This window comes from Vibrio sp. ArtGut-C1, from assembly GCF_002105475.1.
GTDB classification, from domain to species: domain Bacteria; phylum Pseudomonadota; class Gammaproteobacteria; order Enterobacterales; family Vibrionaceae; genus Vibrio; species Vibrio diabolicus.
Map to the genome: position 1 here is coordinate 1 of NZ_NCTH01000050.1, position 21,560 is coordinate 21,560.

General features: G+C 39.0%; 11 protein-coding genes and 4 pseudogenes. 13 read left to right on the top strand and 2 right to left on the bottom strand.

The features are described from left to right. The 10 genes and pseudogenes from B7360_RS24840 to B7360_RS23320 all read left to right on the top strand — a co-directional run. A pseudogene (locus B7360_RS24840) lies at window positions 1-85 on the top strand (IS5/IS1182 family transposase); the annotation flags it as partial. Between the two features lie 772 nt (window positions 86-857). Beyond that, complete coding sequence (locus B7360_RS23280) at window positions 858-1,346, top strand: hypothetical protein (protein ID WP_164673244.1); 489 nt, start codon at window positions 858-860, stop codon at window positions 1,344-1,346. A 32-nt stretch (window positions 1,347-1,378) separates the two neighbouring features. Next, window positions 1,379-4,288 carry a DUF11 domain-containing protein gene (locus tag B7360_RS23285; RefSeq protein ID WP_085344762.1) on the top strand — a complete coding sequence of 970 codons (2,910 nt, stop codon included), beginning with the start codon at window positions 1,379-1,381 and terminating at the stop codon, window positions 4,286-4,288. Between the two features lie 100 nt (window positions 4,289-4,388). Continuing rightward, on the top strand, window positions 4,389-10,634 hold the full coding sequence (locus B7360_RS23290) for an outer membrane protein (protein ID WP_216819543.1): 6,246 nt from the start codon (window positions 4,389-4,391) through the stop codon (window positions 10,632-10,634). A 1-nt stretch (window position 10,635) separates the two neighbouring features. After that, a complete protein-coding gene (locus B7360_RS23295) occupies window positions 10,636-11,196 on the top strand; it encodes an OmpA family protein (RefSeq protein WP_085344763.1) in 561 nt (186 codons plus the stop codon). 7 nt (window positions 11,197-11,203) lie between these two features. Beyond that, window positions 11,204-14,083, top strand: a complete 2,880-nt coding sequence (locus B7360_RS23300) for a hypothetical protein (RefSeq protein ID WP_216819544.1) — start codon at window positions 11,204-11,206, stop codon at window positions 14,081-14,083. Next, window positions 14,080-15,945, top strand: a complete 1,866-nt coding sequence (locus tag B7360_RS23305) for a hypothetical protein (protein ID WP_085344764.1) — start codon at window positions 14,080-14,082, stop codon at window positions 15,943-15,945. Before B7360_RS23300 ends, B7360_RS23305 begins: the two co-directional genes overlap by 4 nt. Window positions 15,946-16,219: 274 nt before the next feature. Then, window positions 16,220-16,483 carry a hypothetical protein gene (locus tag B7360_RS23310; protein ID WP_085344765.1) on the top strand — a complete coding sequence of 88 codons (264 nt, stop codon included), beginning with the start codon at window positions 16,220-16,222 and terminating at the stop codon, window positions 16,481-16,483. A 24-nt stretch (window positions 16,484-16,507) separates the two neighbouring features. Beyond that, window positions 16,508-17,185: a response regulator transcription factor gene (locus tag B7360_RS23315; protein WP_085344766.1), complete on the top strand. Its 678-nt coding sequence runs from the start codon at window positions 16,508-16,510 to the stop codon at window positions 17,183-17,185. Window positions 17,186-17,253: 68 nt separating this feature from the next. Then, the gene (locus tag B7360_RS23320; RefSeq protein ID WP_085344767.1) at window positions 17,254-17,499 is read left to right on the top strand and encodes a helix-turn-helix domain-containing protein; all 246 of its coding nucleotides are present in this window, start codon (window positions 17,254-17,256) and stop codon (window positions 17,497-17,499) included. A gap of 250 nt (window positions 17,500-17,749) precedes the next feature. Here B7360_RS23320 and B7360_RS23325 read toward each other — a convergent pair whose 3' ends face one another. Next, window positions 17,750-18,418 (bottom strand): response regulator transcription factor, encoded by a 669-nt coding sequence (locus B7360_RS23325; RefSeq protein WP_085344768.1) that lies wholly within the window; start codon window positions 18,416-18,418, stop codon window positions 17,750-17,752. 478 nt (window positions 18,419-18,896) lie between these two features. Between B7360_RS23325 and B7360_RS25305 the strand changes: the two are divergent. Beyond that, window positions 18,897-19,576: pseudogene (locus B7360_RS25305) on the top strand (IS630 family transposase); the annotation flags it as partial. Window positions 19,577-20,088: 512 nt separating this feature from the next. Here B7360_RS25305 and B7360_RS25425 read toward each other — a convergent pair. Next, entirely contained in the window at window positions 20,089-20,334 is a 246-nt protein-coding gene (locus B7360_RS25425; RefSeq protein WP_371343738.1) for a transposase, read from the bottom strand. An 88-nt stretch (window positions 20,335-20,422) separates the two neighbouring features. On the opposite strand from B7360_RS25425, the pseudogene B7360_RS23340 reads away from it, so the two are divergent. Together B7360_RS23340 and B7360_RS24845 are read left to right on the top strand one after the other, a co-directional pair. Beyond that, a pseudogene (locus B7360_RS23340) lies at window positions 20,423-20,656 on the top strand (transposase); the annotation flags it as partial. A 684-nt stretch (window positions 20,657-21,340) separates the two neighbouring features. After that, window positions 21,341-21,560: pseudogene (locus B7360_RS24845) on the top strand (IS1595 family transposase); the annotation flags it as partial.

The window sequence follows — 21,560 nt, forward strand, 5'->3', positions numbered from 1 at the left end:
TTGGGAAAAGAAAATCGAAAACTACGAGGCCATGTTGCATTTTGCTTGTGGCCTCATTGTTTGGAATAAATCCCTTTTGGGATAGGTTCTAAGCTTCCAGTCAGTGCTATGCTTTTTGTTCCTCCACAAGCTCTCACCTAATACATTCCAATGTCGCATGAATTTTAAAATCCTAGATTGCTTGTTTTTTATTTTGAACTCTACGTAAACCGTTTTAACTCTTAGGGCATGAAAAACGCAGTTAAGCGTGCTCTGCAAAGATTTTAGAGGCTTAATTTCCTTCGTAGACGTATCGTCCCTCCATCAATCCAGAATGTCAGTAAACATCGACTAATTAAAGTTTTTTATATGTGAATAGTGTTTTTTTAAATGGTTGTTTTGCAGCTAGGCTTGGCTATTGATCTAAGTATCTGGATAATCTCAGTGCAATATAATATGGGCTGGTTGTTTTGAGCCTTTTGAGAAAATAAAGCCCAATAACAAAGTTCATACACTTTAGATGATAATCATTATTTTTTAGGAATCTTCACGTGTCTTTTGAGTGAAATTTAGTTTTCCTCACTGAAATTGTAAATATAAATTACTTATAAATCGTGAATTAAATCACTTTTTATATTTTGTTACACCATAGATGTTTTTTTAAGCTATTGTATTATAGGTTAAAATTTACCTTATGTGCTAATTCTTAATTTTGAGACGTCGCTTTTGTTGATTGTGTACTTCTTTGTGGTACCGTTCCCAAGATTTTTACTTGCACGAACTGATTACGTGTTTTTAATTTTTTGGATGAAAAACTAAATTAAATAATCTATGCTTTTTTTATGTTTATATTAAAAGTAAATACTACGAGGTACTCTATGAAAGAAGGGTTAAGACAGATTTTATTATTACTATTTTTGTTAGTAATCGGTACATCTGCTTTCGCAGAAAATAAGCTAAAAAGCGAGCTACAAGGTTTTTTGGTAGTAAAAGAAGGCGAAGAGGAGAATTTATTACCTCTTGGTGATGATGTTAATCCAGGTGATGTTATTGAGTATCATCTTATTTATAAAAATGATAATGATTATCCACTAATGGGGGTGCAGATAATATCACCAATTCCGGAGAATACAGTATACGTTAAAAATTCTGCTTTAAGCGAACGAAAAAATGACTTTTCAGTCAGCATCGACGATGGCACAACTTATGATAAAGAACCGATTATAAAGGTTGTTCGATTAGATAATGGGCAAGAGAAGACAACGGAGATTGGTCCTGAAGAGTATGATTATTTGAGATGGATTCCTTTAGACGGTATCAAAGAGAAAGAAATACAAAAATATCAATATAGAGTATTGGTACAGTGATTATTTCATTAATAAATTATGAGTAAGATATAATGATAAAGATAAATAGGCGAGAAAATAGTAATACAAGTTTCTTGAGATTTTTTCTCTTAGTTAATTTGTTTTTTATTAGTGTTATTTTTTCGGCGTACACCTTAGCATTTACGCCGGCTGGTACTGAAATAAATAACAGAGCAACTGTGATCTACCAGGATGCTAACGGAAATACTTATACTGCACAATCTAATGAATCAACAGTCGTAGTTGCAGAAGTTTATGCTGCCACTTTAGCTCAAGACAGAATTAGTAACGCCTCACCTGGCACGACCGTGTATTTCCCTCACACTCTTACCAACACAGGTAATGCTGTTGATACGTTCAGTATCTCGAGTTTAAACGACAATTCAGGTGAGATTTATCAGGTATACGAAGATGTTAACGGCAATGGCTTAGTTGATGCGGGAGAGGTATCTGTTAATCAAATAACGCTTTCTGCTAGTGAAAGAGTACAGTTAATAGTTTCAGTGCCGGTCCCATCAAATGCGGTTGCTAACTCTGTGATTGATTTAACTATTACTGCTACATCTCTAGGTGGTGGTGCCGGGATAGTTGAAGATATTGGTTCAAACTCTGATGGTCTGAACGATACCAACAATGATAAAATCAATGTGACCAATGATGCAGTGCTTGTTGCGACTAAAACAGCTTCTCCTAATTATTCTACTAATGAGATAAATTATACACTGCAGGTTGTCAACAACGGTAATAGATCTGCAAAAAATGTCGATATTTATGATGCAATACCAAACGGCGCTAGTTTTGTAAGAATTGACTCTATAAATGGTCTTTTACCGTCTAATGGAGACCTTTGGGATGATAATGGCACACTAACACTACTTCCTCACTCTTATTCTCTAGGAAACATTTCTATAATTGATGAGCCTCCTGGTGTTGATATGAATGGTAATGGAATTCCAGGGGAATCTGGTGTTGATGGAATTAAGTTTAGAGATGTTGAACTACCTGCAAATACAACAATATCAATTAACTTCACTGTTCAGTTTGATCCTACATTAGAGGCCGGTACTTTAATTAAAAACGTATTTGTTGTTGAAGGCGACACCGATGGTGACGGCAACCCTGATGGACCAGAAGAGTCAAACGAGGTAACTACAGAAGTTTTACAGACATTTAGTGTTATTGCCGAAGATACTGGTGATATTGCTAACGGTGACGATGATAATGCTTTAAACGATATTGCTTATATTTCAGAGTCCTCCGCGGGCTCAAGTGTGGCTTTTTCTAATGTTATTCGAAATAACGGCAATGGTTCTGATACTTTTGACCTATCAATTATTAACGATGGTGGAGTATCGTATACTGGATTAGCTACGTTACCGGCAGGTTCGAAGCCTTTTCCTGCTGGAACGGTGTTTACTTTTTGGAATTCAACAAATAGTACACAATTAACCGACACAAACGGGAATGGTATTCCAGACACCGGTTCGCTGCCTACAGGTGGTGATAGACAGATAACAGTCAGAGCCATATTGCCGGCGAATGCTAGCGGTTTAGGTCCATATGTTGCTACAACATTGGCAACATCTTCTGGCGATGAAAACGTCAAAGATGATAAACTGGAAATTTTAGGTTCTATAATTGAACCGAATATCGACCTTGCTAACAGCTTTAGTGGTGATCTAATAAATGGCTCTGTTAATGCTGATACTTTTGATCCGTTAAATCCAATTCAAACAAAGGAAGCAGCACCAGGAGGTTCTGTTACATTTTCTCTATTTGCTGCAAACAATGCAGGTAATTCACAATCTTTCAACTTAGCTGCTGAATTGCCTAATGGTTGGTCAGTCACGTTTCGTGAGTTAGGTATCGATACGAATTCAGATGGTGTAATAGATAACTCTTCTAATGCTGGTTCTATTATTACTTCAAGTCCTAATTTGCCAGGAGGTTCTGTCTATTTGTACGAAGCCGTAGTACAAATCTCATCTGTCTCCGGTCAAGCGGACTCTGACTTTATCGGCAGTATAAATGGATTAGACGGCGTAGATGGTAACGCTGATGGTGACAAAGACTATCCTATTAAATTCACCATTATTTCGTCAGCCACTGGAGCCTATGATGAAAAACTCGATGCTGTTGATGTAGTCGCGGAACGAAAAATATCAGTTACTCCTGATGGAGCTAATCAAATTCAGCCAGGGGGGACGGTAGATTATTCGCATGTAATTTCTAACCAAGGCAATACAATAGAGTCTCTAGAAATAATACGAGAAAATAGTAGATCTGATGAAGGCTGGAATAATAATACTTTCTTCTTCGATATTACCGCAAACGCTTGGATAAATATTAACTCAATTGCCACAGGCAGCGTAGATTTAAGATCACCTGATGGCTCTGTAGTAACAGTTGAAATTGATAATACAGGACCTAATCCATTGCTCACGTTAGAGCCTGGAGAGAAAATCGATGTTCTTGTTACAGTATTTGCTCCATCTAGCGCATCTCAAGGAGATAAAGACTTATTTACTCTAAGTGCTGGCAATACGTTAGTTTCTGACAGTGCAACTGACATTACAGAGGTTGTAACTGGTCAAGTTCGTTTATCAAAAGCAGCTGCTATTGACAAAAGCTGCAATTGCGAATCCGGTAATTGGCCAGCACCTAGCCTCTTTTCAGTTGAGCCTGCAGACAAGGTTGCACCTAGTGAATGTGTAGTATGGGCGCTTAATGCTATAAACCAGGGTACAACTAATGCGGAAAACGTCGTTATTACAGACGAAGTAACTGAGTTTACTTCCTATGTTGCTTCTGATAGCTCTATTAGAGCATCGGATGGAAATACAACATCTAATACTGGTGTATTACCTTCAGTAGAATGGAAGGTAGGTATACTTTCACCAGGTGATAGCGCAAGAGCACAATTTTGTGTGAAAGTTGATTAATAACGTATAAGAAATGTTGTGGCTTTAATTACAAAGCCACACATATTTATATTAGGTTTTTCTTAATAAATATTTTAAGAGAAACTTTTTGAGAGGTTATATGGGGCGCTTATTTTCTATATTATTTTTAATGTCTCTTGCTTTAATATTAATAATATATTCATCTATAAGCCTTGCACTTACAGCGCCAGGAACATTATTAAGAAATCAAGCAGAGTTGACGTATTTTGACCCGTTAGAAGTTAAAACGATAAAAATATTATCAAATGTTTCAAAGGTTATAGTTTCAGAGTATATATCTTTAACTTTAGATACGGATAAAATATTAGAGTCTGCACCTGGTTTAAGAATTAATATTCCACATAGATTAACTAATGTTGGTAATGTATATGATACTTATGACTTAGAGCTGTCAAACCTATCTGGTGATAGTTGGGATCTTGCAGATTTATCTGTTTACGTAGATGTGAATGGTAATGGTTTAGTTGATCAAGGCGAAGTGAGCGTAACATCACTATCCCAGCTTATTCCAGGAGATAGTGTAAATCTTGTAATTTCTGGTACTGTTCCAAGTATTGCAAAATATGGCGATACAATAGAGTTGCAACTTAAGGCTATTTCTGAATCAAAAAAATCAGTTTATGATATAGTAGAGGATAAAATAAAAGTTATTGATGGTGCAAATATTATAATTAACAAGCAATCATCAACATCTTGTGATGTTCCGCTATTGAACGGGCAAAGCATAAAATACAAATTAGGCTTTACCAATGTAGGTAACCGGCCTCCTCAGGAAAGAGAAATACTGGTTAATAATGTATTAAAAAAAGGTGTTTTAATTGAGGACCCTCTTCCTGCAAATACCACTTTATCCAGAGAGAAATATCCTATATCAACACCAATTCAGGGCATTATACTTGCTCATGTCTCTGGTAGTACACATGATCAGTGGATTCCATTCGAACAGTTTACAGATCAATCCGTTGATAGGATTGGAGTTTTAATACCTGCGGAAAATATGTTACCTAATCAGTCAGGCAGTTTGGAGTTTGACGTAACAATTAATAGCGGTCTTATTCAAGGAACCTTTCTAAGGAATACGGCTGTTATTGATTTTAACGGTGACGGTAAACCAAATGTAGAGAGTAACCAAGTTTGTAATCTGATAGGTGGTAGTATTAGTCCTAAAATACAGTTTCAGCGCCCATCTAATGTTCTATTACTAAACGGTAATAATCCAAGACACGAGAAAGAGGATGACTTTCAGGATGCTATTTTTTATAAGCTAATTCCTGAAGAAACTAATAAAGTATTAATAGATGGAGTTTATCTTAAAATTAGTGCATCTCAACTTAATCTAGATATAAATAAAGCTGAATTCTCTCGATATACAGATTCAGGAAACAAACTATATGAAGTTGATGTCAAATCTAAGATCACCGGTGACTCTATAAGAGTAGTTGTCAAAGAAACAGGGAAAAATACTGGAATTTTCAGAAGTGTATATCCATTAGTATTAAGTTCAACCTTAAGAGGCAAAGGTAAACTGTGTCCGTTGCTTTCAAACTCTGATTCAGTAGAAGTCTTTAGTAACGAAACAACAAAAGAAGTAATTGATAAAGGATGTGTACTAAATAGCGCTCAAGACGATATCCTTGATGCGTCTTTCAGAGTTCCGACATTTAATGCTGACGGAACAACAGTTAATGAAACTATAATTTCTGATCGTGCATTTATTAACCCTGCTGGAAAGGTTTTTGACTCGAGTAATGGACGTGCCTTGCCAAGTGCTTTGGTTTCGTTATATCAATCTAAATCGAAATTGTCAGATATCAATGTGCAGTCATGCACTGCACTTACGAAAGAAAACTTTGATGTTGCCATTGATCCTATATCTGGTGAGCCATTACTTCCAGAGAACACAGATAGTCAGAGCATTGATAATACAGTAGAGCTAGGTAGTTATCAGTTTCCACTAGTAGAACCTGGTTATTGTTATTATTTAGAGGTACAACCACCAATTGATTACGATTTCCCATCGGAATTATCCCCTGATAGCCTTGGACAATACTCAACGAAAATTCATGATGGTTCCTATGGGTTTGGAGGTTATCTGGGAGTAAAAAAAAGAGAAATCGGTTTAAGTAAAGGCGCCTTTTTACTAGATGAAAAACTCGGCTTTCCCGATATACCACTAGATCCGGTTAATAACGCAGTTAAAGGCAAGCTGATTATTGATAAGGTTGCGAGTGATGAACAGGCTTCTGTTGGAGATGTTGTATCCTATTCAATCGAAATAAAAAACAATTTTGACAAGCGGCTACTTGGCGTAAAAGTATTTGATAAACCAGCCTATGGTTTTCGATTAATCAAAGGAAGTGTTTGGGTTAGCGCTTCTGGTGTTCGTTATGATATACCAGATCCCCAAGTAGATACTTCTGCGCAGATAACGTTTGATATTGTAAAAAAATCAAATAATAGCAGTGAGTTACAACCGATTGAAATTAAAGCTGGGGATTCTATAACGCTAAATTATTCTATGCGTTTATCTGCAGGCGCACTTGAAAGTGATGGTATCAACCGTGCTATTGCTACTGGGAAAACTGATACTGGGTTTGAATATACTTCCAACCAAGATGAAGCAAAAGTAGAGATAATTAATCAAGGGGTATTATCTGATCAGGCGATAATATTCGGTAAAGTTTATGTTGACTCTGACTGTAATAATTTACAATCAGAAGGAGAATGGCCAATTGCTGGTGTCAAACTCTATTTGCAAGACGGTACATGGGTAATTACAGACGAAGACGGGCAATACAGCTTATTCGGACGAAAGCCAGAGATGCATACTATAAAAGTTGATCCTTTAACATTACCCAAATACCTTACACTTAAACCTATTGATAACCGAAATGCAGCTGATGGTGAAAGCCGATTTGTAGACTTGAGAGCAGGAGAGCTTCATAGAGCAGATTTTGCTGCTGCATGTCCTCCACTAGATAAAGTTGAAGAAGTTCATAAAGAGCTTGCTAGAAGAAATAAAAGCATTTCGGGTGACTGGCTTCTTGACGAGGCGTCTAGATTCGACCCATTTACTAATAGCAACGAAGCGAGTAGAAGAGAGCAGGTTGACGGCACAGGAGGCCTAGGCTCTGGTGTATACACTAAGGCGGGTAGTCAAGAAATTGTTACAGCGTTAGATAAATTAGCCGGAGATGTGTTATTGGCAGCCAATATAGAAAGCAATGAGAGATTGGGAGACTTACAGAATCTAAACACTAAAACATTAGCGTCTAAAATTACTCGTTCGCAAGCTCAGGACGGAACTTGGCTTTGGCCAAAAAATAATGTGACTCGAGATGGTCGATTGCAAGTAGTTATACCCGGAGGTCTTACTCCTTCTTTGTATGTAAACGGAGTTAAAGTAGCAAAAAGCCATCTTGGTGAGCAGGTTCTTAATCGTAAGGAGCGTGCTCAGGTTGTTGCTTGGTACGGTGTACCAATGACTGAAGGCGAAAATGATATAGAAGTTGTAGCAATGGATAGTTTTGGTAATAAACGTGTTCTTGCTAAACGTATAATCAATAAACCAGGTTCTCCACGTAGTTTGAAAATAGAGTCAATAAATGGAGATATAACTATCCCTGCCGATGGTGGTAGATCTACTTTGCCTCTAAGTATCAAAGTACTAGATAAGGATGGTGTACCTGCTCTTGGGTCATTCATAGTTTCACTAGAAACTAACATTGGCGTGTGGCTTGGTGAAGATATACAACCCGAAACACCAGGACATCAAGTTAGAGTTGAAGATGGTTCAGCCATTGTACACTTCAGGAGTACAGAGAGAACTGGTAAAGCAAATATAAAAGCTAACGCTGACTCTATGTCCGCATCTATTGAAATTACGCAAGTAGCCCCATTAAGGCCCCTTGTTTCAACAGGATTTATTCAAGGCCGTTACTCTAATGGGTCTTTATCCTCATCAAACCATGACGAAAATTTCAACGATTTAGATGGTGGCTTTGAGAGTAGGATGGCTGGTTTTATAAAAGGATCTGTATTGGGAGACTCCCATCTTACATTAGCTTTTGACTCTGATAATGAGTTGGATGAGTCGGATCAAATTAGAAATGATCTCGGTTACTCAGATGATTATCTCATATCCGGAGATGCTTCAGTCAGTGGCTATGATGCGAGAAGTAAGAGCAAACTATATTTAAAACTAGAAAAAGACCGTAATAGTGTTATGTGGGGGGATTATCTTACTGACTCTGATGGCGATTTTAATGATCTTGGTAGGGTTCAGAGAACGTTAACAGGCCTTAATGCTGTGTTTGATAATAATACAACAAAGTTTGGATTATTTGGCGCATTGTCTGAGTACCAACAGGTTACGGAGGAATTGCCAGGAAACGGAACTGCAATGTTATTTAAATTATCCAATAGACCACGAAGAGATACCGAAACATTGGAGATGATAATTCGTGATAGGAATAATAAAGGACTTGTAGTAGATGTTCGGAATTTAATACGAAATGTCGACTATTCCATAAATTATTTTACTGGTGATATCAGATTCTTTGATGTAATACCTACTTACGATGAGAATGGTAACTTTGTTTACATTAGGGCTAATTATGAATTGGAAGATAGAGATGCCAAAAGTCACCTCGTAGCTGGAGGCCGATTAACTCATAAATTTACTGATAACTTTAGTCTCAGTTTAGGTCATACAAGGGACGAGCATGAAACCGAGGGATATGATTTAAGTAGTTCAACTGCAAAATATGAGATAGACGAAAGTAACTATGTCTATCTTTCCATAGGGTCGATGAAGAACCAAAAGGATGGGATTAAAGGTAATGCCGTTAGTATTGGCTCAGAACACTATTGGGAAGATGGTTCAAAGACGTATCTTAAAGCAGGAAGAGCAGAACAGGGGTTTCGAAATAATGCTGCGGGCATTAGTGAGTCTAGAGAAGAAGTTCGTATTGAGCACAAAGAAAAGATAACCCCCAATATTACCGCTAATATTGAAGGTATTCACTCTAACAGCTTAGAAAATAAAGATAGACAAACCAGTCTAGGTGTTATTGGTGATCTACAACTTGGTTCTACTAAATTCCGAGCAGGATTAAGAGGGATTGATCAAGTTGATACTGAAGAGAGTGATAGTTTTACAACGGGTATCGTTGGTGTAGATAGAACTTTTAAACTCTTTGAGAGAAACATAACGATCGGCAGCGAATATGAGCAAGATTTCTCAAACGCCGATCGCAGCAGAATAGTCGCGGACGTTGACTTTGGTCTGACCGGGAGTACGAGTTTATATAGTAGATACGAATTACAGAATAGTTTAAACGGTGTAAATCAACTAAACGAAGACGTAGAAAGTGAGCAATTCACTTTAGGTATGCGCTCCGCCATTTCGAACAGTACAGATGTTTTCTCTGAGTATCGTTTAAATGGAGCACAAGACGGGCGGGACATAGCTGCGGCTAACGGCGTTCGGTCTTCTTTTGAGATAGAGAAAAACTTCACGATTACACCAACTGTAGAGGTTATAACTGCTATTGATGGTTCATCTAGTCAAGAAAGCACTGCTGCTTCATTAGCGCTAGAAGATCTAAGAGATAGTAATAGAAGGACAATCGCTAGGGTAGAAACAAGGTTTAGTAACGATCGAACTTACTATGGTCTTACTGCCGCAAACATATGGAGAATAAATGGCGATTTGTCAGCTGTGGTACGTGATGATTTAAGACTACAAGATATTGATGGTCAAAAAAGAGAAGGTGATAACATTGTTACATTAGGTCTAGCACATAGGCCAAGACTAAATAATAGGTTACATTCTCTTTACTTATATAAATGGAAGGAGTCGTGGGGAGGTGAAAATGCTAATGATAAAATGGTGCATATATTATCAACCCATCAAAACTATCAAGTTTATGATAATTGGATATTGTCTGGGCGTATTGGCGCTAAGATGCAATCAACAGAAGTTGAAAGCCTTGATATAAATACAAGCACATACGTTGCAGACACAAGACTAATTTGGGATATAAGCAGGCGTGTCGATATCGACTTACATGCTGGATTGTTATCTACTCAAGACTTTAATGAAACGAGTTACAGCTATGGTGCAGGAGTAAACTACCTAGTGAATAGAAACCTACGTTTAGGTATTGGTTATAACGTGAAAGGCTTCGATGACGAAGATCTTGATCCTCAAGGTTATAATGCACAGGGTATCTATATAGGCTTTGATTTCAAGTTTGATGAGAATAGTTTCGATTGGTTAAGTAGTACTGCAGCAGGTGTACGCTCTTTTATTGGAGATTAATATGAATAGTAAAATAAAATTTATAAAATTATTAATAAGCATTTCTCTCATTGGTTGTGCAAGCTCAGAAGAATTGTACGCTAATTATGATGCTCTGTGCGCGAAGCCAGCTCCGCCCAAAATTGTAGCTATAGGTACTAAAACGGTCCCTTGGCAGCCAGCAATCTATTTTGGATTTGATGGAGAAGAATTACATCCTGAGCAAATTAGGCGTTTAGAGAATAATCTTAATATGCTTAAGAAAAATCCTACGTTAAAAGTTAGTATTAGAGCATTTACTGATCAGTTGGGTTCTGACAGTTATAACAAAAAGCTTTCCCAGAGAAGATTAGATACAGTTTTTAACTACCTAAAAAATAGAGGTATAGATTCATTTAGAATTAAAGAATCTTCCGTTGGCAAGCAAGTATTTATACTAAATGATGAAAGTGAACAATCTAGAATAATAAATCGTAGAGTCGAAATGTTACTTCTTAATAACGATGGTAGACCACTTGTTCAATTTATAGATGTAGCACCAGCACTGAAAGATGAATTTATACCACCTGAACCAGTAAGGTAATCGACTAATGCATAAGCGTCGTAATATTTTAATAAATTGGATGTTCTGCTTTACAATCTGTACGATTGTATTGCTAACGGCGGCGTCTATTCAAGCCGCGCCGTTGGCTGGTTCAGTCATAAGCAACCAAGCTTCCGCAAGCTACAGCACTTGTCTAGATAGTAGTTGTAGCTTACTCAGCGAGCAAACATCGGTTACATCTAACCTAGTTGAAACGGTAGTACAGGCTGTGCCTTACTTTGTTCTTGAAAATGACCAAAATCAGCCAGCTGTTTCCGGTCAGCCGGTTAACTTCCCACATATACTAACCAATATGGGTAACGTGACTGACAGTTACTCGTTGTGTATCGGCAGTGTCGATGCTGCGGTTAGTGAGTGGGCGTTGTTTATTGATGAAAACAGTGATGGAGTTGCTGATCAGAACGGTAAGTTGTTTTCCGACCAGGATGCTGATGCTAACGGCTGTTGGCTACAAAGTACGCGAGACTTAGACCCTGGCGATGTGTTCAATTTTGTCATAGTTGCGATAGCAACAGGAACGCAGGGCAGCAGTATCGAGCCACTACTAGACATTACAGCCACGAGTAATCAAGATCCTAGTTTAAGCCAGACTAATACCGACAATGTGGTATTTCCTGATGGCCCAGTGATCGAGGTTGTAAAGGCGATGAGTGACACGCTTGGGCTATCACCGAGCGGACCATATACTGTGACCCTTCGCTATCGTAATCTTTCAACTCAAATGGCTCGTAATGTATTGCTTGAAGACGTGTTGCCTACACAACATACAGATGTTCAGGGTACGGTACAACAGGGAGGTATGACCTATGTGGCTAACTCCGCTCGCTGGAGTCTGAATGATACTACGATTCTTACCGATAGTGACGATGGTATTCAGGTAGTCGATGGTGAAAAAATCGCCTTTTGTGCTTACAGCGCAAACTGTGTTGACCGTGTGACTGCCAAAGTTTCTAGTGTGCCTGCCGGAGTAACCGCGACACTTAGTTTCCAAGTTACCGTTGAAAGTGGAATTAGTAATGCGAGTCGTATTTTCAATACCGCTGATTATGCTTATGAAGACGAGCTTGGCAGCGTATTCAGTAACCTACGCTCCAATACTGTCACCTTCACAGTGACTGATAATGCACAAGAGCCAGGGGTAGTGGCTAATAATACCACTACGGACAATAATGCAGGGCTTGATGATAGCCAGAACACTGGCAATATTGTTGAAAGTATCGCAATTGAGCAAGGCGAAAGTGCTGTATTCAATAATGTAATTTGGAATACGGGTGACGGCGTTGATACGTTTGATATTACCCTTGATAGTATTAATGATCGTCAAGGAGAACCTTTGGTCAACCCTTTTCCGCAAGGCAGCGTATTTCAGTTACTCCAATCAGATAACAACACACCGTTAACTGATACCAGTGGTAGTGGTATAGTGGACACTGGTCCTATTCCTATCCCCGATGTTAGCGGCCAGTGCCCCGCACGGTTTGTTTCCAGCGGCACTGCGTGTGGGGTGGTAGTGGTGCTTAAAGCCACTCTACCTATTGATTTTTCCGGCCTTGGTCCATTCGACGTTACTAAGCGCGCGATTTCTAACACAAATAGCAGCGTCAGCAATGCGGTGACGGATCGGCTGGCGAGTATCACGGCGGCCTCTGTTGACCTCACTAATGACCAGCCTGTAGCTGGTGATGGCAGTGGCCCAGGCGAAGGCCAAGGGCCAGAGCTTAATCCTGTTACCACAGCAACCGTAGCTCCTGGTGAGAATGCGACGTTTACGCTATTTGTTAACAATACCAGTGGCAGACAAGATAACTACTTATTAACCGTTAGTGACACCGACACGCCGTTCACACCTGGCCAGTTGCCTGCAGGTTGGAAAGTACAGTTCTTTAACGACGGGGGAAGCAGCGACTGTAGTACTCAAGGTCAGTTGATCTCTGCCACGGCCACCATTGTGTCTGGAGGCAATGTGCAGGTGTGCGCTATTGTTACTACACCCACCTCTGGTGAAGGAGGTGACAGCCTTGATCTGTTTTTCAGGGCCTTAAGCCCAACCACTGGTGCACAAGATATTAAACGTGACCGAGTCGTGCTTGTAGAGCAACCAGCCATCAGTATCACGCCTGACCAGCTTGGTCAGGTGGAACCAGGTAGTGGTGTTGTGTATACCCACCAAGTGCGCAACAGCGGCAACCAGGGGCTGGAAAGTATCACCTTAGTCGGTGGGCCAGATATCAGTGCGGATGGTTGGTCGATTACCCTGTATGAAGACACCGATGGTGACGGCCAATGGAGCCCTGGCGATACCATCATCGGCCCAACCGACATACTGACCACCGCCAATGGCAACGCCCAGCTATTACCCGGCGAAGAAGTGGTGGTTTTTGCGCGTATTTTCGCCCCTGCCAATGCGGCGCAAGGAGACTTGAATGTTAAACAGCTGACTGTTAGCGCCGTAACTCTTGCTAATGGCACGGCTGTCAGTGACACGGCCAGTGACACCACCACCGTCACCCAAAGTGATGTGGTCATCGTCAAACGCCAAGCGTTGGATGACAACTGCGACGGCACGCCCGATACCAACGGCTTTGTGCTTACTCGCTTTAATGTTATGCCCGGCCAATGTGTGCTCTACCAGCTTACCGCGACAAATCAAGGGGATGAAACCCGTTTCAATGTCACACTGCGCGACCGTACCCAGCCCTTTACCGTATATGCCGTTGCTGGCCAAGCCTGCACCAACCCAGACGGCAGTTGCGACGCTGCCATTTTGGCCCCTGTCGATGGCGAAGAGGGGGATATTGAGGCCAATGTTGGTGGCTTAACGCCTGGTGAGCAGGCGCGGTTAGTCTTTGGAGTGAAAGTATTATGACAAACAAAGAGATAAAAAATAACTCTTCAAAATCGATATTGTTTTGCTTGATATTGTTCTATGTAGCGAACTTTCCTAACAAAACTAATGCCAATGATACATTTACAGACTTTCTTTGGCAGGAGCCTTTATCTAGCATTAATCAAGAGCTTTTAGATGATGTATTAATCTATCAGCTCGATTCTGATTTAACTATAACTTTAACTGATATTTCCTCAGATCGGAATCTGAGTAACTTAGGAGTAAAAGAAACTTTTTCGTTTAGGCAAGTATGGGGTCAAGATAATCGATTTTCACCTGCCTTATCAGGTGTCGGTGCAGAAAGTCCTACGACTGAAATTAATACAACTGTTCGAGTTAGATTTTCTCGACCGATTGATTATCCTGCATTTTCTGTCTTTAGTCTTTCAGAGTCGACGTTAGATACCTCGATAGCAAGAGTTACATTTTTAGGTACAAATCGAGGGCTATCCACTGTTAACTTATATGACGCTGTTAGCGTATGCCCTTATAAAACTAGCGAAGGTGGAAGTAGCTTAAATGGTATTCGCTGGTTCGAAGGTTGCGAAGCGGATTTGTGGGGGCGAATCAACGCAAAGGATGTGTCTTATTTTGACGTTCAAATTAAAGGGCGGGAGCCTTATGTCGGTTATGCGAGCCTCTGGGTAGGCCTTGCCCCAGCCTCTATAAGCGGCCACATATTTTTAGACTCCGGATCAGGAGATGCAATTGCACACGATGGCCAGATTAATGGTAGTGAGGCAGGTTTGGGAGGAGTTAACCTGAAATTGTTGGATAACAGCGGCGGTAACTGTTCAGCTAGTGCACCGGTGCTTGCCAAAACCATCACTAATGGTGACGGAAGCTGGCAGCTGGAGATGAGTGTTGATCATGCCGGCACCCCTGCCTGCCTGGTCGCAGAAACTCCGAGCGGCCTGCGCCCGGTGAGTGAACTGGCTGGCACGGCCGGAGCAGCCATCACCCTGGGGGCCAGCGATGATGCCCGCATGAGCCTGACCGTGCCGAAACCCGGCACCGTCTGGGAAGGTATTAATTTCGGTAAAGTGGCGCTGCCCCAGTTGGTGCCTGACCAGCAGGGCACGGTAGCGCCGGGTAGTGGTATCGACTACGCGCACCAGTTTACGGCAGGTACTGCCGGCATCGTGGATTTCACGCTAGTGAACCCGACGAGTACGCCAGCCACCCCGGCATGGAACCAGACGGTACTGCGCGACCCAAGCTGTGATGGCAACCCTGACTCCGCTCTACCGGTTGTAGGCGTGCCGGTGGTCGCCGGCCAGCAGGTATGTTTGGTGGTTCGGGTAAATGCTCCTGCTAATACTCCAGTAGGTGCTCAGCACCGTGTTGATCTGGTGGCGAACCAACAACTAGCGAATATTTTGCTTGAAGATACGGTGCAGGTTACCGATATGACTCTTGTACAAGATGCTCAGTTACGCCTAGAGAAGAGGGTACAAAACCTCGGCCCTAACGGTGATGGAAGCATAGGCAACTACTTAGATATGGAGTTTTCGACGCGTAATGAGGGCGAACCGTGCGATGTGTTACGTTATGATATCCTTTATACCAATATGGGGACTACGCCAGTAACCGCTTTTTCGGTAACTGATGCCACCCCTGCGTTTACGTTTTTGACGGCCCCTGCTGCATGCCCAAACAACTTGCCTGATAGTCTGACAGGTTGTAATTTATTAACGCCCGAAGGTAACAATGCTCAAGGTTATGAAGGCAGTTTGCAATGGCAGTTTACTGGTCATCTAGCCCCCGGTTCGCAGGGGTCAGTAAGTTATGATGTTCGTATTTTTGGGCCTACCTCTTCTTTGGATTCCAACTGCAAGTAGTAGGGGCAAGACTTCACGAATTTTAGTATCGGCCCAGATGTTAACCAACATTAGGGCCTTATTGATTACAAAATTGCTGTTACAATTGAACAAATATTCTTATTCTGACTAATAATTTATCAGTAAGGTTTTTTAATTTCGGGTTGTCTTAACTTTGAATAGCGTATTTTGGTATCGTTCCCTATTTTATGTGTTAAAATATATAAGCTAGCGACGTCTTGTTAGAATAAAAGGACTGTACTTAGCAAGGAAGCTTTTTGTTTGAGGGGTATATATGCAACATATACAATCACTTCCACTTTATTGGGAAGATGTGATATTAGACACAGCAAAGCAATTAGGCTTTAAAGTAAAAGGTGGAAAGGTTCTCTTTAGTGAGGACGTTCCTAGCAAAGTTTTTTATATAAAAAGAAGTGATGGCTCACTAATTGTTCGTGAAAGAGATTCTTTAAAAGTTAGACACTTATCTTGTCAGTTTGACTGCCTAGATTTCTGTCAGTGGCTTAGGCGTCTTTCAAGAGTGTCAAAAAAAGCATAATTCCAACCTGAATCTGATACTAAAATGTTTGAATTCGACCCTGAATGGTTCAAGCCTAATCTACTGTTACTACTTAATTCTGATTGTTTATTCAAGGAGCTCAACCTTATAATTTCAGATACATGTTATAATATTAAATCCCGTACTGCTGATGGCTTTATAGATAATGAATTTTCCGATATTAATATAATTATTACTGACATCAGCGAACTTGATGTTATTTCAAAGTTATGCAGGTTTAATAGAAAAGTAATTGTTTTAAAAAGAAATGTTAATGTTAGTGATATTGTCTCTTATCTAGATAATGGCGCTGTTGATGTTCTTTCTTTACCATTCGATAATGAAGAGATTTTAGCTAAACTGAGAGTTTTAAATAGAAGTTTAACGCTAGAGTTAAGTGTTATTCTAGATGAATTTAATAAATTAAATTTGCACCGTAAAGAAAAGAAAGCTGTATTAAATGGTATTTCTATTCATCTTACAACTATAGAGTTTGAACTTTTGCTTTACTTAGTATTAAAAAGAAATAAAGTTTGTACTAGAAGTGAGATTATGAATTTCGTTTGGCGTAAAGATATTAAAAAGTTAACAACTAGAACGATAGATACACATATTAGTCAGTTACGAAAAAAATTAGGGTATCGATATTTTATTAATATTCATGCTGTCGGCTACTTATTCAGAACGTTTGAATTATATTAGAAATTTAATTCTAATATTGCTTTTTATAGGTTAAACAAAATTTAAAACTCAAGAGGAAATAGTCAGTTATGTCTAAAATTTTTGCTCATCGAGAAGAGCTTGTCAGATTGATCAATCTGGAAATTGAGTTGGCTTCTATGTCTTGTGAAAAAAATAATACGCCCGATCTGAGTTATCTTCTACCTGAAGTAAGAAGCGCCGTAATTGATACGTTATTACTTTATACTAGGGGAAATCAATCTCTTGCTGCTAGGTTTTTAGGAATAAATAGAAGCACCTTGAGGAAAGCTTATAATAGAAGAATAAAGGGCTAAGCCTAATGTATTAAACTTTAAATAAGAAATACTATTTTCAATATAGATCTATATAATATAATCAATAGTGCTAGTAGTTAGATGCTGTAAATTTTAATTCATTTAAAGATTTTTCTTTATTGCCTAATTTCAACTTGGTGATATAGAACCCAAATAATAATTTTGGCAAGCTTAAATAAACACCACCTATGTTAATGGGTGGTGTAAAATTAAAGTTACATATTTATCTTAATACATTAAAAATATAGTTTTATTCAATTTTAAATAATTTATTATTTTTAGCCCAGATTATTGATTGAACTCTGTTTTTTACATTTACTTTTTTGAAAATATTATGAATGTGACTTTTTATAGTGTTTTCTTTGATAAATAACCTACTTGATATGTCTCTATTAGATAGACCTAAGCAAATGAAATTTAATATTTGTAATTCTCTTTTCGTTAAGTTTACGATTTCTTCAGGTTTTTTTATTTCATCTTTACTTTGCAAATATTCGATGTAATCATTAGCAAATGCTCGAGTAAACCACATTTCATCGGAAATTATCTTTATAATACCAGTGTTTATTTCGTTAGCGGTGTCATTATTATAAAATATTCCGCACAGCTTTTCCCATTTAAAAAGTTCTTCACTTGAATTTCCGTTATAATTATATATTACCTCCTTTATGTTTTTTAAGCTACTCTTCCTTATTTTTTTATATTCTGTTACTATTTTTTCTTCAAAGATTGTATTGTAGTCTATGAAAAGAATTGAAGCACAGTCGAGTGGTAAAAAAAACTCTTCATTAATTAATGCCTCAGTTGATAAAAAAAACACTTTAATGTTGTGATTTTTCTCTATAAAATCCTTAAACATACAAGAATTAATGTTATCTTCAGCTATTAGTATCGCCTTAATAGTGCTCAATTTTTCCATTATTTAAAGTGCCTACATGATTTTTAATGTTAAATAATATTGTCATTTTTTATATTTTGTCAAGTGACACACATTATGCTGATTTGTTTTCTAAATATTGAGATTTTTATTAACAAGTGGGTGTTTAATTCTTACCAGTTCTATGTGTTTAAAGTTATGGATTCATTTAACTATAGTATCGTTGTATTAAAGTAGTGGTTTAACCAGTGAGAATATTTGTAACGAACATGTATAGTAACGTGGTCGGTATCGATATAGGGCTTTAATGTGATGGACGTACCTCCATTTAGCATTGTCGTAACAAAATAAAGGTACAGCCATTAAAAGTATAAATAAGCTGCTGATTGAACCACTTATAAATCCACCTAGAGCATATACCCATGATCATTGAAGATGCTTTATTTTATATGAAATCAAGGTCATTCTACTTAGCATGAAAATAAAATTGACTCCCCAATAGAATCTAAACCTCGAACAAATGCACGATTCAACTCATTATGGTCGAGTAAGCGACCGTATGAAAGCGGTTTTGATCACTTCTGAAGGCTGAAATAAGACGATGAGCTCTCACGTGATTTGTATTTACGAATCAGGTTGATCGGAATCTTTCTCTCTGAAAAACTTAAGCCTGAAAATAGAGGTAGCCAGAGCCGACTTTCTGCCGAGCAAACCATGCAGCTTATCAAACATGTGGGTGAGAAAACGTACTTTCACGCCCACCAAATAGTCGCTTCTGTGCAAGCTGAGTTTTTATTCGCCATACCATTGCAGGCATGAACAAGTTGCTACATTATCACAGCTTCTCAAGGGTGTACCGCAAAGTTTAATCCATAGGTTCAGCAAGCTTTTATCTAACATTACAACAAGACGCTTAGAAACAGCTAAAATCGCGTATTGTTTATGTTTGCCGTTCATTCTATGCAATCGACAAAACTCATTTATGGTTGGATATGAAAAGGCCAAGGCAAAGTGATGGAGATAACGGGTAGCATAACTCGCCTTAATATTATCGATGAGTTACTGCTTCATAATATTGGCGGGACGTTGACAGGCACGTATGACACAATAGACTGCGAGAGCATTTTGAAGTTCAAAAAGGATCATTATCCGTTGGAGCAAAAAGTTCACATTGTTCTAGATGGTACCGCTTATCATAAGGACCTATCCGAAAAGGGATTTATTCCATACAATGAGACCACAAGCAAAATGCAACATGGCCTTGTAGTTATCTATTTTCTTTTCCCAACGGACAAGCAACCTACTATAGTGGTTCAACCAGTTATGGTTCGTCCCACTATCCAACGATGAGCCTTAAAATCATCAGATTGTTTTCAGCGAGTTGCCTCTTCTGTCCGTGATTAAAAGTGAGGGATGTAGTTAATAGCGATCAACTCATCATTAACCACTGGCTAGTATAATCTTTGTCTAGATAAAGCGGTACTCATAACAGTGGTCGATAGCACTCTAATGCATCTAAAGTACCAACTTGATATCGTAAATGTTGGCACCATCGCTGACAGGGGCAAGCGGCAATCCATTCGCATCCGTCAACAAACTGCGTTTTACGCCTTGTTTCGGTCTATCTGTTGGGTCCTTACCTGTTTTTAGATGCAGTTAGAAGTGCTTTAGTTTTGCTGCTCCCAATTGATATTGAAATACAATCACCCCCCCTAGAAAATCAGGCTATTTTGCCAAAATCGCTCAAAGACAACTGCATCTCGCGACTCTTGAAAGCGGCGATGTACAGAGCTAGAAGTAAAAATACCCGTCACATTGAGCGCATTCCACTGACAACTTGTTCTGAGAACAAAAAGAATGCCGTTCATCGCATCATGGTTTTCGATACGTACCGAGAGTATGGTTAGTCTTGTGGACGGGCTGTAGTGGCTAAATTTTTTCCATAGGACATCGGAGATTCGATATTATCTTCAACTCATTTGAAGTGTTTCAATAAGTATTGATTTAAGTCAGACAATACCTATGGAGATAGGTTCTAAGGAAAATAATTGGTTAAAATTGCTCAATATCGAACTTTATGACTTACCACTTTACAGTCCAAACTTAAATCAAATCGAGCGACTTTGGAAAGTGATGAATAATATTTACTTTTCCTCCAAGCCCAACTTTACTTCAGCCATTAAAGAGTTTTTCGAGCTAACACTAACAGAGGTATCAGGAACTCTCGGCTCCAGAATTGCAGATGATTTTAAAGTATTTAAGCCTAAATCTTCAAGTTAATCTGGTATGAGTTAAGGATAAAAAAGGCCCCGATTTACTGGGGCCAAACAAGCTATGGTGTGATACAAGGTTCTAATTTGAAGCACAAATACAATATAATTCGATAAAATTTAAGAAACAACAAGAAATGAGCCAAATATATAAAGGTTCTCAAAAATAATAACGTAACGACTGTTATAAAAATATTAACTTGAGTTTTGTAATCTATCACCTAATAGTCGCTAAGCTTGATGCATCGCAACTTCAGAGAGCGAACGCTTGTAATAGAAATACCTTTATTTCCAACGTTTACTTGAGCAAAACAAATTCTGGTATCACATCTAAAGTTTTCGAGGATGTCCTTTCCACCCAGAATAGCTATCCTTCTTTTATAGTAATCAATGCGACAGCTCGTTTTATACGGATACCTTCACAACAGTTCTTGGTATCATAAGTTCTCTCGACAGATACTTCAGCGATCTTTCGACGTGTTTGTTTTAGTCGACCTAGCAGCACTTCTGCATGACTCTCGTTGGGTAAACTCAACTCTGAAGCAATAATTTGTTTGGTATAAGTATGAACTGAAATATAGCGCTTTTACCTTATTGTTGAAACGCAAGCTGTTAGCACGCCCGATAAAATAATTGGCAATGTTCCCTTTAACTGTTGCTATACTTTAAGCAAGCGACGATGGAGCGAGACCCCATGCTTCAATCACATTTCCGCAAGTTTATAGAACAGCTCCCACAACTCACCAACAATCAATCTGCGCTGCTAGAACAAATCTTAAAAGGCTCTGAGCCTAACTTACAAGTGATTCGGGAGCTTGAACAAAGAGTTACCGATTCACCAGAATCCCCTCATTGCCACAGTTCACTTATCAATCGTCACAGAAAGACTAGTGATATGCAGCGTTACCGCTGCA

Excerpts from the sequence above, each read along its gene's own strand:
- B7360_RS23280 (WP_164673244.1), top strand. The coding sequence starts at position 858 with ATGAAAGAAGGGTTAAGACAGATTTTATTATTACTATTTTTGTTAGTA.
- B7360_RS23285 (WP_085344762.1), top strand. The coding sequence starts at position 1,379 with ATGATAAAGATAAATAGGCGAGAAAATAGTAATACAAGTTTCTTGAGA.
- B7360_RS23290 (WP_216819543.1), top strand. The coding sequence starts at position 4,389 with ATGGGGCGCTTATTTTCTATATTATTTTTAATGTCTCTTGCTTTAATA.
- B7360_RS23295 (WP_085344763.1), top strand. The coding sequence starts at position 10,636 with ATGAATAGTAAAATAAAATTTATAAAATTATTAATAAGCATTTCTCTC.
- B7360_RS23300 (WP_216819544.1), top strand. The coding sequence starts at position 11,204 with ATGCATAAGCGTCGTAATATTTTAATAAATTGGATGTTCTGCTTTACA.
- B7360_RS23305 (WP_085344764.1), top strand. The coding sequence starts at position 14,080 with ATGACAAACAAAGAGATAAAAAATAACTCTTCAAAATCGATATTGTTT.
- B7360_RS23310 (WP_085344765.1), top strand. The coding sequence starts at position 16,220 with ATGCAACATATACAATCACTTCCACTTTATTGGGAAGATGTGATATTA.
- B7360_RS23315 (WP_085344766.1), top strand. The coding sequence starts at position 16,508 with ATGTTTGAATTCGACCCTGAATGGTTCAAGCCTAATCTACTGTTACTA.
- B7360_RS23320 (WP_085344767.1), top strand. The coding sequence starts at position 17,254 with ATGTCTAAAATTTTTGCTCATCGAGAAGAGCTTGTCAGATTGATCAAT.
- B7360_RS23325 (WP_085344768.1), bottom strand. The coding sequence starts at position 18,418 with ATGGAAAAATTGAGCACTATTAAGGCGATACTAATAGCTGAAGATAAC.